10 protein-coding genes and 1 pseudogene are annotated in these 15,244 nt (G+C 59.8%); 4 read left to right on the forward strand and 7 right to left on the reverse strand.

Features of this window, described 5'->3' with window-relative positions:
* Window positions 1-540 precede the first annotated feature (540 nt).
* The 7 genes and pseudogenes from EJ997_RS06180 to EJ997_RS06205 all read right to left on the reverse strand — a co-directional run bounded on the left by EJ997_RS06180 (window position 541) and on the right by EJ997_RS06205 (window position 6,613).
* Complete coding sequence (locus EJ997_RS06180; protein WP_228201620.1) at window positions 541-1,068, reverse strand: siderophore-interacting protein; 528 nt, start codon at window positions 1,066-1,068, stop codon at window positions 541-543.
* A gap of 57 nt (window positions 1,069-1,125) precedes the next feature.
* Window positions 1,126-1,457, reverse strand: a pseudogene (locus EJ997_RS13150) (siderophore-interacting protein); the annotation flags it as partial.
* 5 nt (window positions 1,458-1,462) lie between these two features.
* Complete coding sequence (locus EJ997_RS06185; protein WP_126703792.1) at window positions 1,463-2,269, reverse strand: ABC transporter ATP-binding protein; 807 nt, start codon at window positions 2,267-2,269, stop codon at window positions 1,463-1,465.
* Window positions 2,266-3,522, reverse strand: a complete 1,257-nt coding sequence (locus tag EJ997_RS06190) for a FecCD family ABC transporter permease (protein WP_228201606.1) — start codon at window positions 3,520-3,522, stop codon at window positions 2,266-2,268. The genes EJ997_RS06185 and EJ997_RS06190 overlap by 4 nt, the downstream gene beginning before the upstream one ends.
* Entirely contained in the window at window positions 3,519-4,556 is a 1,038-nt protein-coding gene (locus EJ997_RS06195; RefSeq protein ID WP_126703793.1) for a FecCD family ABC transporter permease, read from the reverse strand. The genes EJ997_RS06190 and EJ997_RS06195 overlap by 4 nt, the downstream gene beginning before the upstream one ends.
* A gap of 5 nt (window positions 4,557-4,561) precedes the next feature.
* Window positions 4,562-5,653: an iron-siderophore ABC transporter substrate-binding protein gene (locus tag EJ997_RS06200; RefSeq protein WP_126703794.1), complete on the reverse strand. Its 1,092-nt coding sequence runs from the start codon at window positions 5,651-5,653 to the stop codon at window positions 4,562-4,564.
* Between the two features lie 438 nt (window positions 5,654-6,091).
* Window positions 6,092-6,613 carry a hypothetical protein gene (locus tag EJ997_RS06205; RefSeq protein WP_126703795.1) on the reverse strand — a complete coding sequence of 174 codons (522 nt, stop codon included), beginning with the start codon at window positions 6,611-6,613 and terminating at the stop codon, window positions 6,092-6,094.
* A 362-nt stretch (window positions 6,614-6,975) separates the two neighbouring features.
* On the opposite strand from EJ997_RS06205, the gene valS reads away from it, so the two are divergent.
* The 4 genes from valS (at window position 6,976) to EJ997_RS06225 (ending at window position 15,013) form a co-directional block, all read left to right on the forward strand.
* Window positions 6,976-9,612, forward strand: a complete 2,637-nt coding sequence (gene valS / locus EJ997_RS06210; RefSeq protein ID WP_126703796.1) for a valine--tRNA ligase — start codon at window positions 6,976-6,978, stop codon at window positions 9,610-9,612.
* 31 nt (window positions 9,613-9,643) lie between these two features.
* Window positions 9,644-11,488 (forward strand): AMP-dependent synthetase/ligase, encoded by a 1,845-nt coding sequence (locus EJ997_RS06215; RefSeq protein ID WP_126703797.1) that lies wholly within the window; start codon window positions 9,644-9,646, stop codon window positions 11,486-11,488.
* A gap of 308 nt (window positions 11,489-11,796) precedes the next feature.
* Window positions 11,797-12,417, forward strand: a complete 621-nt coding sequence (locus EJ997_RS06220; RefSeq protein WP_126703798.1) for an ABC transporter ATP-binding protein — start codon at window positions 11,797-11,799, stop codon at window positions 12,415-12,417.
* A gap of 400 nt (window positions 12,418-12,817) precedes the next feature.
* On the forward strand, window positions 12,818-15,013 hold the full coding sequence (locus EJ997_RS06225) for a hypothetical protein (protein WP_126703799.1): 2,196 nt from the start codon (window positions 12,818-12,820) through the stop codon (window positions 15,011-15,013).
* Window positions 15,014-15,244 lie beyond the last annotated feature (231 nt).

Genomic DNA, 15,244 nt, shown 5'->3' on the forward strand with positions numbered 1-15,244 from the left:
GAGTTTGAACACCAGCCCATGGCATCAAAGGTGCATGGCTGGTCGAGCAGGGAATGAGTTGAGACCGGTTTCGCAGGTGGCGCGGGTCACGGTGTGTGACGGAAGCCTGGGCCGGGGCTGATTCCACAACCGGATAGTGCTAGGACAAGCCCCACGCAACGACGCCATACCGCCAAACAGAATGCTAGTGTGTTGCGTCGATAACTCGTTATTAGTGATGCGAAAAACAACTGGGCGCACATTGGCAAGGAGGTGAGCAGCTTTCCCATTTATTGAGCAGGGTCGGACCCCAGGTCCTCTCCCGGACTCCAACGAAAAGCACTTCTCAGCCCCGTGAGTTCTATCAACTTCTGCACCCCGGCACTGCCATTCATCGATCGGGATATTGCCATCCAGCGCGGCGCATAAGACTGTACCGATTCACTGGATCGTCCGAACTTTGACTGTGGGCCCCTCATTGCGGGGCTCACAGAATGTCTGACACTAGACCTTCGTCTAACACTGGACCTTCGTATTATTCTGGAGCCTCAGTCCTCATTTTTAGCCTTTCATGGCAACGCCGATTCGCCAGTAGCCCATGAAGGCAACCTGGCTGCGGTCCACTCCCCTGTCTCGAACGAGGTAGCGGCGAAGTTCCTTGACGACTCCACTTTCACCTGCGATCCAGTAGTAGGTGCCGTCGGTTGGTTTTGCATCGGTAGCAAGGTCCTCGCCGGCGGATGAATAGTTCGGGGTTTCCCACAGCAGTGGTGCGTCTGGGCTTTCCGCAGAAACTGCGGATACCGGACCTTCAACATGCCATCCCAAAGCGGGCGCTAGCCGCGATCCCTGTTCGGCGCCGGAGCGCGGGAGCCACGTGATTTCGTGGTGCGAGGCAGAGGTGATCTCTAGCCGGTCGTATTCGGTGGGGATCTCGATGTAGGCGGTGCAGGGAACTTCTGCGCCTTCTTTTGCGAGGTCCTCGAGGATTCGCGCTATCGCAGGCGCAGCTGTCTCGTCTCCGAGGAGAACCACTTTCTGTGCTTCACCGCGATTGAATTCAATGCCGCCGGAGGCGGCACCCTGCATGGGTGCAATGAGAATGATTTCGGAACCGATCGTGGCGTATTTTGCCCAGGTGGCCGCGGGGCCGATCTTTCCGTTTTCTTCGTGCATGACGAAGTCAATTGCCAAGCGTACTTTGTCGCCTACTCGGGTGGCGGATCGAACGGAGTAGGTACGCATGATCCCCGACTTTCTTCGGGGATGTCGAGCCAAGCCCGGTACCACTCGTCGGTTTCAACGAGCTCGGGAAGCTGACCCGATGCTGAGGGGAAGATCAGCTTGATCCGCTGATCGTAGAAATGGTCGTCGGTATCTAGATCCAGGTCCGGGCCGATAAGAACAATCCTCCGGAAGTTTGGGGAGAGGTCGAGGATTTCGTCGACGCGGACACGGACGGGGCCAAATGTTGCCATGGTCCCTACCTTTCGTTGGTGTGGTGACGGCCAATCGGCATGACTAACGGACTGTCGGACACGGGATCGGGGTGCACCTGGCAGCGGATCCCGAACACCTCCAGCATGGTCTCAGGCGTGACAACTTCTTCTGGGGTTCCCTGATGCATGATTGCGCCGTCTTTCATGGCGACCAAGTAGTCGGAGTATCTTGCAGCCAGGTTAATGTCGTGCAGGACCATGACAATCGTTGTGCCCTTGGAGGCATTCCGGTCAGTGAGCAGGTCGAGGATCTCCAGCTGGTTGGCCAGGTCCAGGAAGGTTGTCGGTTCGTCCAGCAGAAGGATGTCTGTTTCTTGGGCGAGAGACATGGCGATCCAGACCCGTTGGCGCTGGCCACCGGATAGTTCGTCAACGGCCCGTTCAGCCAGATTGTCCGTTCGCGTTGAGGCAAGGGACTGGGCGACCACCTCGTAGTCGCGGGGCGACCAGCGCCCCATGATCCCCTGGTGCGGGTGGCGGCCCCTGCCCACCAGGTCAGTAACAACAATGCCTTCGGGGGCGATTGGCGACTGCGGGAGCAAGCCGAGGACCTTGGCAAGCTGCTTCGGGGTGCGGGACCGGAGCGGTTTCCCGTCGAGCAGAACATCACCGCCGTCGGGTCTGAGTAGCCGGGATAGGGCACGAAGCAGGGTGGACTTGCCGCAGCCGTTGGGCCCAACGATCGAGGTGATTTTCCCGGGAGGGATCTCGAGTGTCATGTTCTCGATAACGGGACGGTCCCCATATCCGAGTGCAATGTCTTGTGCGACAAGCGTGTGCTGATCTGTCACAGGGAACTCCCTCCGCGATTGGTGCGGGCCAGAAGATAGATAAGGAACGGTGCACCCAGTGCCCCGGTGATAACACCCACGGGGTAACGGGTACCGAAGAGGAACTGTCCGGCAAGATCCGCGATCAGAACGACGAGCGCGCCGACAACCGCGGACGGCAAGAACAGCGAACCGCCCTGCCCCACTAGACGAACCGCGATCGGGCCAGACACGAAAGCAACAAAAGCAATCGGACCGCACGCGGCCGTTGCCACGGCAATGAGAATGACGGCAGAAACGATGAGTGCAACGCGGGTGGACTGGACTCGAACACCGAGACCCGCAGCCGTTTCATCACCGAGCCGCAGAACATTGAGGTTCCGGGAAAACACCACGATGATCGGGATAAGAATGCAGACGGCCCACACGAGCGGCATGGTCCGCTCCCACGTGGCACCGTTGAGCGAACCCGTCAACCACCTCGTCGCCGTTGGCAGATCCCACGTACTTGCCTGCGACAGAGCGTAGGTAACAACAGACTGGAGCATTGCGGCAACACCAATGCCGATAAGGATGAGCCGCGTTCCAGCAAACCCACCCCGATAGGACAGGAGATAGATCGCGAGCGCAACAAGCAGGGAGGCAACGAGTGCTACGGCCGAGACCTGGGCCTGCCCCATCCCGAAGATCACAATGCCGATAACACCGGCGGCTGAGGCACCTGCCGAAATACCGATGATGTCGGGAGAGGCCAGCTGGTTGCGGAGCATCGTCTGAAACGTCACGCCCGCTGCACCGAACGCGAGGCCCGCCAACAATCCCATCGTGGCTCGTGGGAGACGAAGAACACCCACAGCATACGAAGCCCCGGGAACATCCTCGCCCCTGATCACCGCCATAACATCGGATGGTGGGTAAAACACCTCACCCCACATGAGACTGAAGGCGTAAACGGCCACAAGCAGTGCAATGAGAAGCCCGGTAATGATTCCGCGCCTGCGGATCCTGTTATGACGGGACTGCTTCAGCCGCTGGCCAAGAGGAATGGAAGCTGGAGAATCTTCCGTCGACCGTGTGACCGCCTGGTTAGTCGCCTGCTCGGTGAGGACATGCTCGACTGAATCGTCTGGCCTGGCAGAGAGGATGCCGTGGTCGCTAACGTCCACATCGTTACTGCTTGTGTCCGCATCGCCAGCGTCCGCACCGTTTGCTCCGGCAAGGTCACGGGACCCGGCAACGTTTTGGGATGAGGTTTTAGAGTAGCTAGGTTTCACAGTTCCCTCACCTTCTGCCTACGGACAATCCAGATGAAGAAGGGGGCGCCGATGATCGGCATGATAATACCGACCGCTATCTCCTGGCCCGGAACAACGACGCGGCCAAGGGTGTCCGCAAGGATAACGAGGACAGCCCCGGCGAGGGCCGTGGTTGGCATGAGCCACCGGTGATCCGTTCCGACGATGAGGCGGCACAGGTGCGGGACAATCAGCCCCACGAAGCCGATGGGGCCGGCCAGTGCCGTTGCGACACCGCAGAGGATCACGGCCCCTATCGAGGACAGGATCCTGGTCCGCAAAACGTTCTCACCGAGACCGGTTGCGAGCTCGTCACCGAGTGCCAGGGCGTTGAGGCCGCCCGCGGTGAAGACGCAGATTAGGGTGCCGACAATGAGGAACGGTATGGCAATCCCAAGCCTGTCCCACTCTGCACCTGCAACGCCGCCAATCTGCCAGTGCCGGAATGAATCCATGACGTCGATACGGGGCAGAAGAATAGCGGAGACCAGGGCAGTGAGTGCGGCCGACGTGGCGGCGCCCGCGAGCGCAAGCTTCAACGGTGTGGCTCCGCCGCGACCGAGCGAGCCAACGACGTAGACGAAGGCCGCGGCAAAGGCAGAACCGAGGATGGCGAGGAACATGATGTTCACGGGGTTTGTTGCCCCAAAGAAGGTCATGCCGATAACCACGGCAAGGGACGCTCCCGATAGGACGCCGAAGATCCCGGGGTCGGCAAGCGGGTTTCTGGTCACTGCCTGCATACTCGTCCCCGACATGGCTAATGCTGCTCCAATAAGGAAGCCGAGGGCCGTACGGGGAATTCTCTTGTAGGCGGCCGCCTGTTCGGCCGTGTCGGTGTTGCCTTGGATAGCGGCAAACGCGTCGGAGACTCCGATCGAGCGGACACCGAACATGATCGAGGCAAGGACAGCGAGAGCCAGAAGGACAAGTAGGAGGGTAATGAAGGCGAGGCGGCGCCCGCCCCTGGAACGTTCAGTCCTCGGGGTGGGCACCGCTTGCGTGACTGTCATCGACGTTAGTTAAGTGCTTCTTCGAAGAGGGAGAAATAGTCGTCAATCCCCCATGCCACCGACAGCGGTGACGAGTTAGCGGCCGCGGCGAGCGGGCCATTACCGAGGAAGACGACGCGGCCCTCGGCGATTGCCGGGATCCGGGACAGGAGAGCATCCCCCTGCCACGCTTCAAGGCTGGATTCGTTCTCAGCGGGATCATTGGAGCCGTAGGCGATAAGGAAATCGACATCGTCGAAAGCCTCGGGGTTCTCGGCGGAGACCTCGACGTAGAACGTCTCAGCGTCGGCGGATTCATCGAGGATGCTGGCAGTTCCGAAACCGTTGTCGAGCAGGAAGCCTTGGCGCGGATCAAGTGCCGTGTAGACACCGATCTTTGACATGTCGGAGTTATCAATGAAAGCGAAGACAGGCTTCGTGCCCTCCAATGAGGGATGGTTCTCCAGGGCGGCGGCAATCTCGGCGTCGAGCTCCTCGACGAGCTGCTGGCCCTCTTCCTCCAGACCGAGGGCCTTCGAGTTCACGAGGATCGTGTCCTCAAGCGACGTACCCCACGCAAGCTCCGGGTAGGCGACGACAGGAGCAATCTGGGAAAGCTGGTCGTACTCTTCCTGCGTCAGGCCGGAGTAGGCGGCAAGAATAACGTCAGGATTCGTGTTGGCGACCTTCTCGAACGGGATGCCGTCCGTCGCATCGAACAGCTCGGGGGTCTCCCCACCAAGCTCGGCTAGTGCCTCTTCCACCCAGGGCAGCATGCCGTTGTCGTCATCGTCTCCCCACGAGACCCTCTCCATACCAACCGGCACAACACCGAGCGCGAGGGGAACCTCGTGGTTGTTCCACGCAACCGTGGCGACCCGTTCCGGCTTCTCCTCGATCGTTGTCGAACCAAAAGCGTGCTCAATGGTCACCGGGAACGCGTCCGCTTCGGCGGTGTCACCGTCAGTGGTGTCCCCACCATCGCCAGTATCCTCGCCGGCAGTTTCCTCTGCCGCGGTGGTCGATTCGGTATCGGTCTCTTCATCGGAGCTACATGCAGCGAGCGAGATAGAGAGGGCGGCTGCCGCAAAGCCTGAAAGAAGGCGGCGTGGTGTCATGTGAACTCCTGTGTGTGCAATGACCGGCGGGACTCAGCAATTGCCGAAGCTCCAACCGCACCCAACGAAGTTAGGCTGACCTAACATTACATAGATTTACGCAATGTCGATAGGACTTAATTCCCGGTACCGCCATCCACTCCGCAACTGGACGAAGCGGGATAAACCGGTCACCAGGGAAATTGCCGACAAATGCAAGAAAAAACAGGTGGGAATGAATCGCAGAACACATTCCCAGTGGCACGAAGGAATTTATGCTAGTTCACAATCTGAAACCGCGAGGCACTTCACGTCGGGACGGCAAGGTCGGATTCTGCTCATTCATACCTAGAGCACGACCTACTTACTGGAGCTGCAAAACCATGGCCTTGAGATACCACGTCGTGCGCGGGACTCAACCTGGACCTCGCCGAACTCAGTCCTCGTTCTCGACCGGAGTCAGTCCTGGTCCTCGTAAGTGAGGAGATGTCCAAGGCCGCGAATCGCGACGACCGGATGGTCCGGATAAGCATTCATGAGAACCTCGGCTGTTGCTGCCAAGCTCCTACGCAAATCAGCGCTACCGATTGTTGAATCAATTCCGGCCGCGGACAGAAGCTCACCCGGGCCGGTGATGATCAGGCCGGGGCGTCCACCGAACCTGGCATCGAGGCCCCGGCGGATTTCCCGTGCACTTGTTCGGGGATCCTCCGGAGGAAGAACGGAAATGCCACGCGGACTGTTCCCCTCGCTCAGAGCGTCTTCTTTTGCTGTTCCTTCTTTGACGAGCCTGCCTTCGCAGATCGCGACAAGCTTGCGGGCAATGACAATGATGTCGCCCTGGGTAAGACCAACGGCACGATCGGGCCACACAAGAGTGTTGAGTGCGGGCGAGATCAAAGCGGGAACATCATCCTTCGTCGTGGCCTGGGGAATACCGGGGACGGCGACGGCAAGGAGGGAACTGCGTGGGGCTTCCATGGGAACCAGGGTACCGAGGGAAGCGCGAGGTCAGTGAATGTAGCAGAGCTATGCATGCTGGTACGCAGTTACGCGACAATCACGTTTGTTGATAAACCCCGGGACCAGCAGCAGATGGTTACGAGGGGAACAGAAGACCCAGTGGCGGACTCCCGTGCGGTTAGTTCATTCCCCCGGTTTGCACTTACCCCAGTCCCGGTTCGCCCTAATCCCAGTAATGTGCCAGCAGGACACGTACTTTGCCAGTGGGAGATGCCTCACACGAGTCCCGCGAGAACTGCCGCACCTGAGCCGGTGGGAACTGTCGCACATGGATATGGGCGCAAATATTGATGGCCAGCCAAATATGAAACAATTGCGCCATGACAGAGAACGCTTCAATCGTTGCCGCCGTCGACGCTCCCGACAGGGTGAGCCTCGATGGCCTGGAAACCAAGTGGGGAACCGCTTGGGAGGAGAACGGTACCTACGCCTACGAGCTCACCTCCCGCGAGAACACCTACTCGATCGACACTCCCCCGCCGACCGTTTCCGGCTCCCTGCACGTCGGACACGTCTTCTCCTACACTCACACGGATGTGGTGGCCCGCTACCAGCGGATGAAGGGGAAGCACGTCTTCTACCCGATGGGATGGGATGACAACGGTCTGCCGACCGAGCGACGCGTTCAGAACTACTACGGGGTACGTTGCGATCCTTCGCTTCCCTACGTTGAAAACTTTGTTCCCCCGCACGACGGTGGCGACGGCAAGTCCATCAAGTATGCGGACCAGGTGCCGATCTCGCGCCGTAACTTCATTGAGCTCTGCTGGGAGCTCACCGCACAGGACGAAGCACAGTTCGAGCACCTGTGGCGCACCCTGGGTCTGTCAATTGACTGGAAGCAGAACTACCAGACGATTGGCGCAAAGGCACAGAAGGTTGCCCAGGCGGGGTTCCTGAGGAACCTCGAGCGCGGCGAGGCCTACCAGGCACAGGCCCCCGGCCTGTGGGACGTCACGTTCCAGACCGCCGTTGCCCAGGCCGAGCTTGAGGCCCGCGAATACCCGGGCGCCTACCACAAGATCGCTTTCCACGGAGAAGCTGGCGACGTTGTCATTGAGACAACCCGTCCCGAGCTCCTGCCCGCCTGTGTCGCCCTCATTGCCCACCCGGACGATGAGAGGTACCAGCACCTGTTTGGCACCACCGTCACCTCCCCGGTTTTTGGCGTCGAGCTTCCCGTTCTTGCTCACACGGCCGCTGAGAAGGACAAGGGCGCCGGCATCGCCATGTGCTGTACCTTCGGTGACCTCACCGACGTTCAGTGGTGGCGTGAACTCTCACTCCCGCTGCGGTCTGTCCTCGGTAAGGACGGCCGTATCCTGGCCGAAACCCCCGAGTGGATTACCTCCGACGAGGGCGTTGCTCTGTACGAGGAGATGGCGGGGAAGACCGTGTTCTCGTCCCGCAAGGCAGTTGTCGACAAGCTCAGCGAGACCGGTGAGATGATCGGCGAGCCCGAAAACACGAACCGCATGACGAACTTCTTTGAGAAGGGCGACAAGCCACTCGAGATCGTCACGTCCCGCCAGTGGTACATCCGCAACGGTGGTCGCCCCTACCAGGAAGCCAACGGTAAGGAACTGCAGGAGAACCTCCTGGACGCCGGTAAGGACCTGGCCTTCTACCCGGACTTCATGCGCGTCCGTTACGACAACTGGACGAAGGGCCTCAACACCGACTGGCTGATTTCCCGTCAGCGTTTCTTCGGTGTGCCGATCCCCGTCTGGTACGCGATCGACGACAACGGCGAAATTGACTACGAGACAGTCCTCGTCCCCGAAGAGTCGCAGCTTCCCGTTGATCCTTCTTCCGATGTTCCAGTGGGATTCACGGAAGACCAGCGCGGCGTCCCCGGCGGCTTCGCCGGCGAAGTCGACATCATGGACACGTGGGCAACCTCGTCCCTTTCGCCCCAGATCGCGACGGGCTGGCTGACCGACGACGAACTGTTCAAGGCCACGTACCCGATGGACCTGCGCCCCCAGGGCCAGGACATCATCCGCACCTGGCTTTTCTCCTCCATGGTCCGCGCCCACCTCGAGTTCGGCGAGAATCCGTGGAGGCATGCCGCGATCTCCGGCTGGATTCTCGATCCGGACCGTAAGAAGATGTCGAAGTCGAAGGGCAACGTCGTCACCCCGCTCGGACTGCTCGAGAAGCATTCCTCCGACGGCGTGCGCTACTGGGCAGCCTCCGCTCGTCTCGGCACCGACGCGGCCTTCGAAGAGAACCAAATGAAGATCGGCCGCAGGCTTGCCATCAAGCTTCTCAACGCCTCAAAGTTTGCCCTCACCATGGGTGGGGACACTGTCGAGTTCAACCCGGCTAAGATCACTCTGCCGGTGGACCGCGCCATGGTTGCCACCGTTGCCCGCGTCGTCCGCGAGGCCACAGCCGCTTTCGAGGCCTACGACCACACCCGCGCCCTCGAGGTCACCGAGTCGGCCTTCTGGTCATTCTGCGATGACTACCTGGAGCTCGTGAAGGACCGCGCCTACAACCGTGACGACCAGTTCGCACTGGCCGACACCGAGTCGGCACGCGCCGCACTGGCACTGTCCGTTGACGCGTTCGTCCGCCTGCTCGCTCCCTTCCTGCCGTTCGCGGCGGAAGAGGTCTGGTCTTGGTACGCCAAGGGCTCCGTCCACCGCGCCACGTGGCCGGTCGCTGACCCGCTCGAGAAGGCAGCCGCGGGCCAGGATGAGTCGCTTTTGACCGTTGCGGGTGAGGCACTTGCCGCACTTCGCCGCGTAAAGAGTGAAAATAAGGTGTCTCAACGCACAACCTACGCATCAGTAGCTATGATGGCTCCCAAGGCATCCCATGAGCAGATTGAGGCGGTCCTCGCGGACCTGCGGCAAGCAGCTCATGTGCGCGGCCCGCTCGAGATCGGTGAAGGCGAGAACATCGCCATCTCCGGCTACGAGCTGGACCCCGCGCCTGCCAAGAACTAGGCACCAGCCCTCCGGGGCGGGAAGGGAAATTATGACACAACACGATCGCCAGGTGAGCTTCACCGAGGGCCCGGTCACGGTCCAAGAAGACCAGAACCTGGCCCAGTTGCTGGAGACTCTCACCGAAGAGCGCCCCAACCGGGTCGTCATGGAGACAAAGACGGCTATTGGAGCGGCCTGGGTGCCCGTCACCTACCGCCAGTTCGAGGACACGGTTCGGGCACTCGCCAGGGGCTTCATTGCTCTTGGCATCGAGCCCGGCGACCGGGTCGGCATCATGTCCCCCACCCGCTACGAGTGGAGCCTGCTCGACTTCGGACTCTGGTACGCAGGAGCTTCGGGAATTCCCATTTACGAAACCTCGTCCCGTACCCAGGCCGAGTGGATCCTGACAGACTCCGGCTGTAAGGCCGTCGTCGTAGAGAGCGCGGCACTGCGCGACACGGTAGCGCCCCTGCTCGACACGATCGACGGGCTGGAGAACCTGTACGTCATCGACGAGGGTGCTATCAACCAGATCATCGCCGCCGGTGAGGCCATCGACGAAGCTGAGGCGGAGCGGACCATTGAGGACCGTATCGCCAACACGACGGCCGATGACATTGCCACGGTCATCTACACGTCTGGCACCACAGGCAAGCCCAAGGGCGTTCGCCTGACCCACAGGAACATCCTCCACGTCGTCCGCAACGGCCCTGCCGACCCGGATCTCAACCTCATCGTCTCGGGTGAGGACGCAAGGACGCTCCTGTTCCTCCCCATGGCCCACATCTTCGCCCGCTTCGTCTCGCTTGTCGCGATCGAATCCAACGCGGTTCTCGGGCACTCCCCCGACACGAAGAACCTCGTGGCCGACATGCAGTCGTTCAAACCCACGTTCGTTCTCGCGGTCCCCCGCGTTTTTGAAAAGGTCTATAACGCTGCCGACGCGAAGGCAAATGCCTCCAAGGTCAGGGGCCCAATCTTCCGTCGCTTCGCGAAGGTCGCCATTGCCTACTCCCGTGCGATCGAAACCCCGGAAGGTCCGTCCGCGTTCCTCAAGGCCCAGCACGCGCTAGGTGACAAGCTCGTCTACTCCACCCTCAAGGAGCTGCTCGGCGGGGAGCTCCGGCACTCGATCTCGGGTGGTGGCCCGCTCGGTGAGCGTCTAGGACACTTCTTCCGCGGCGCCGGCATCACAATCTACGAGGGCTACGGACTCACGGAAACGGCAGCGCCGACAACCGTGAACCGTCCCGGCAACATCAAGGTTGGTACGATTGGCCCGGCTTACCCCGGTTGCCTCGTATCGGTGGGTGAGGACGGTGAGATTCTCGTCAAGGGCGATCACGTCTTCGTCGGCTACCACAACAACGAGGAAGCGACGAAGGAAGCCTTCACAGGGGATGGCTGGTTCCGTACCGGCGACCTGGGTTCAATGGACGATGATGGGTTCATTACGATCACGGGACGCAAGAAGGAAATCATTGTGACCGCCGGTGGCAAGAACGTGGCCCCCGCGATTCTCGAAGACAGGCTCCGCGGACACCCGATTGTTTCCCAGGTCGTTGTTGTGGGTGACAACCGTCCATTCATTGGCGCTCTTATCACCCTAGACACCGACATGTTGCCCGGATGGCTTTCCAACAAGGGCCTCGAGCCCATGTCTGTCGACGAGGCAGCACAGAACCCTCAGGTTCTTGCAGCTCTCGACCGCGCCGTTAACCGCGCCAACGAGGCAGTCTCCCGTGCTGAGTCGATCAGGAAATTCAACGTCCTCACAACCGACTTCACGGTCGACAACGACTACCTGACCCCCTCGCTCAAGGTGAAGCGCCACAAGGTCCTTAAGGACTTCGCTTCCGAGATCGACTGGATCTACGACAGCAAGCGGTAATCACCAATAGATTAGCAACCACCCAATCAGGTGATTGACTACCTTCGGAGGGCGGCGGTTCACTGTCGCCCTCCAGTCATGTTCGCTGACGCAATCGCAGTTATTGCCGGTCTCTCGACAGACTATAAGACCAGTTTTGTTCAAACCCACCCTCTTAACGCCAAGAACATGTTAACTTTGAAAACACGTCCAAGATGACATAAAGGCCCAAAGATGCTCCCACCATACTGCGACGGACACCACCCCTATTTAGTTCGATGACCTAACCGAGCATTTCAGCACCAACAGAGGGAAAGGCGGCGGGTCCAATGATTGTGGCTCTTGACGGCATCGACGTCACGTTCCGCCGTGCCGGTAACGATATCCAGATTCTCAACAGCTTCTCCCTCGAAGTGGATGATGGGGAGTTCGTTGCACTTGCCGGGCGGTCAGGAAGCGGGAAGTCAACCGCCATCGCCGTTGCCTATGGTCGGCGGAAACCCGATCGTGGCGTTACCCGATGGGGTGACGTGGAACTGGCGGAGACAGGTGAGAAGGAACTCCAAAAGATCCGCAAGACCAGCATCGGCTTCGCGGCCCAGGATGCTCTAGTATTTGACGATCTGTCTGTTTCTGCCAACGTCAAAGTTGGTGGAGGAACTGACGAGCGCTGTTCGGAGCTCCTCGAGTCACTGGGGCTCGCAGGCTTCAGCACCATGAAGGCCGGTCGCATCTCGGGTGGAGAACGCCAACGGGTCGCCGTTGCTCGCGCCCTCGCCAAGGACCCGTCTCTTGTCCTCATGGACGAGCCGACAGCATCGCTTGATGCTGCCGCAGCAGCCCTGGTTATCGAGCAACTTTGCCATGCAGCAGGTCGGGGTGCCGCAGTTCTTGTTGCCACCCACGATGCGCTTCTTGAAGAAGCCGCCGATCGGGTGATCGAACTGTGAGCGTGCGTCCTCGCATGAGGCGAACCCACGTCATTGTCTTTGTCCTCATTGGCCTCCTCGTCTTTTCCGGTTCTCTCCTTGGCAGGATCGGGGTGTCGCGAGCAGGCGAGATCCTTGAGGACAACTGGCGCGGAGCATACGACATCCTCGTGACTCACGACGATGGATTTGAACGGATTTCGCCGGGCAGGGATGCAAACGGCTTTAACCTTGTCGATAGCAACTACGCATCACAGACGAGCCGGGTCATCGGATTTGACCAGCTCGACCAGATAATGCACAAGATTCAGTCGACTTGGCTGCACCAGTTGCCTTCCTTGGACGGATGGCAAATGCACCGCCCTAGTTTTCCTTCACGATCGAGGACCACAATTTCACTGAGGACCCAGTCCAGGACTACGTGATCACCTGGAGCATCACCGACGACAACGGCATCATCTTCGAGAGAACAAATAATCTCCGGATCGATGCGACGCGATGGACGGGTGAGAGCGGTCAGTACTTTGATGTTGGGATCAGCATCACCAACGATTTCGCGCCCATGGACCGTCACCTGCTCCTCGTTCAGGCATCTGTATTCGGCGATTCTCTCCTTCTAGGCTGGGGTCAGGGACCAACCGTTGCCACGACCATCGCCGCCGTCGATCCAGTCCTCGAACAGGAACTGCTTGGCGAGGCAGGCGAGTTCCTCCAACCCCTGGAAGACTTTGGCAGCCTCATTCGACAGCATGGTCAGCTGACCCCGATCGAAGCTTTCGGTGAGACCGGCACTGAAATCGTCCCTGAACTGATTGACATGCCGGGAGTACAGCCGGGTTCTCGACCGGCACCGTTCTGGATGTACGGCGGGCAAAATCCTCTCGTCGGCTATCTTCGCAACACCGATGCCTACCCGCCCACAACAATCACGGCAACGATCGAAGCCGTGGGCGAGACAAGCGTCGAATACGACGAGGTCATGCGGCCGTTCAACGGCGGTCTGCACGATCTCCCCTGGCCAACGAACAATCTCAATTCCGGCGAACCGATCATCGAGAACTACACGCTCAGCAACTACACCGGCACCCGCCTATACCCTCCCCAGCTCACGCAGGTCGACTCCCCCGTCGAAGGACAGGCGGCCTTCACCGCCCGGATGCTGGGGATCTACGGTCCCTTTGCCCGGATCGAGGGAGCTGACATTGACCTTCCCACCGGAACCGATCCTGGCGAAGAGATCAGCTACCGTAACCCAACCGGGAATCAGCTTTCCATTGGCACATACTCCCAAGAGGGCGCCGCTCCTTTTGAAGTTGCTACCTTCACTCCAGGAGAAATCGTCACGGAAGGCGGGTACGTTCCACTCGGGCTCTATGGGCCAAATACCGCAACGCACGAGGGCGAGCCTTTCCCCGTCTCACGCCACGCCCTTGGTATCGCCACTCAGGCTCCCTCCGCCATCCTGTCCTTCGAAGGAGCGAAGGAACTCACCTCTCAGGAGACCATCATTTCCGCGGTCCGGGTACGTGTTGGCGGGCTTGACGGCCTCGACAACGACGAGGCACTGACCAGGATTAACGACACTGCGCAGGCCATCCGGCGCATCGACGGGCTCGATGCCACTGTTGTCATCGGCGGAACAACTCAGCCCGTCAGCATCTGGGTGCCGCTCTACGCCTTTGGAACAGACGATCCCCAGGGACAGCAGGTTGTCGATGAGCTGGGCTGGATCCAGATTGACTACGGAACGCTCGATGTTGCTTCTTGGACAGCATCACTCACGAATGCAACCGTGGACCGCGTTGCCGTCGCCACGATCCTCATCTCATCCCTCTTTGTCATAGGGCTCTGTCTTCTGGCCCGACAAGAGCGGCGTACCACCCACGCTCTCCTTGCTTCACAGGGATGGAGTACGTCCCAGCGCCTGCGGTGGACACTGGGTGAGGAATGGCTGGGGCTGGCCTTCTTCGGTATCGCTTCGACAATTGCTTTTGTCATCGCGGGCACCGACATGAGTCGCTATGCAATCCTCGCCGCCGTTCTCGCACTCCTCCTTGGACTCATCATTGCCAACCCGGTCCATTCTCGGAGACTAGCCCCAGCCGACAGGCTTGGAACCCGTGCACGCATGCTAACCCTGGCGGTCTTCGAGGGCATCAGCCTCGGTATCACCGCCGCCGCCATCGGAGCCCTCGGTATGATCTCGCTCTGGTACTTCCGGCTCCTCACCCAGACAAGCCTCGGCTCCATCATGACGCAGGCACTCATGCCTGTCGTGGGAGCAATTCTCGCGGCTGGCGCAGTCATCGTCCTGACGATGGCTGTCACTGCACGGAAGAACCGCGAAGTCACGAGCGCACGTAACGACTTCTCCTATTGGGGTCTCGGAAGGTCACAGGCGCAGATTCGCACCAGGAACTTCGCCCCAATCGCTATACACGTCATCATTGCTTCAATCATCGTCGCCGCCGGAAGCCGGTATGCAGACGGCTACCAGCAGGGCACGACCCTTTATCTCGCACTCGGCGGATGCTGGATTCTCATATCGCTCCTCACCCGTGGAATCAGCGCATTGCGATGGAAGCCGACAATTCTGGAGCCAACACCATCCCAGTAAGACGGATCCCGTACCCCAGTTCCTGATCAAATACCCACTCACAACCAGTGATAACGCAAACGAACCGCGTGAGTACGTAGGCAAGCAAGTGCATTAGTAACAAGATTCGCGTAACGCTACACGCGCTGAAGATGAAACTGAAACAAACAGGATTAGCCTAAAAGGCATGCGCCAAGAGTGACAGCGGAATCATTCCCTTATGGAAGCCCTGACCGGACTCGCTCTTGGGAC

Source organism: Flaviflexus ciconiae (genome assembly GCF_003971195.1).
In the GTDB taxonomy this organism is placed as follows: Bacteria; Actinomycetota; Actinomycetes; order Actinomycetales; family Actinomycetaceae; genus Flaviflexus; species Flaviflexus ciconiae.

Excerpts from the sequence above, each read along its gene's own strand:
- valS (WP_126703796.1), top strand. The coding sequence starts at position 6,976 with ATGACAGAGAACGCTTCAATCGTTGCCGCCGTCGACGCTCCCGACAGG.
- EJ997_RS06200 (WP_126703794.1), bottom strand. The coding sequence starts at position 5,653 with ATGACACCACGCCGCCTTCTTTCAGGCTTTGCGGCAGCCGCCCTCTCT.
- EJ997_RS06205 (WP_126703795.1), bottom strand. The coding sequence starts at position 6,613 with ATGGAAGCCCCACGCAGTTCCCTCCTTGCCGTCGCCGTCCCCGGTATT.
- EJ997_RS06195 (WP_126703793.1), bottom strand. The coding sequence starts at position 4,556 with ATGACAGTCACGCAAGCGGTGCCCACCCCGAGGACTGAACGTTCCAGG.
- EJ997_RS06180 (WP_228201620.1), bottom strand. The coding sequence starts at position 1,068 with ATGCAGGGTGCCGCCTCCGGCGGCATTGAATTCAATCGCGGTGAAGCA.
- EJ997_RS06220 (WP_126703798.1), top strand. The coding sequence starts at position 11,797 with ATGATTGTGGCTCTTGACGGCATCGACGTCACGTTCCGCCGTGCCGGT.
- EJ997_RS06215 (WP_126703797.1), top strand. The coding sequence starts at position 9,644 with ATGACACAACACGATCGCCAGGTGAGCTTCACCGAGGGCCCGGTCACG.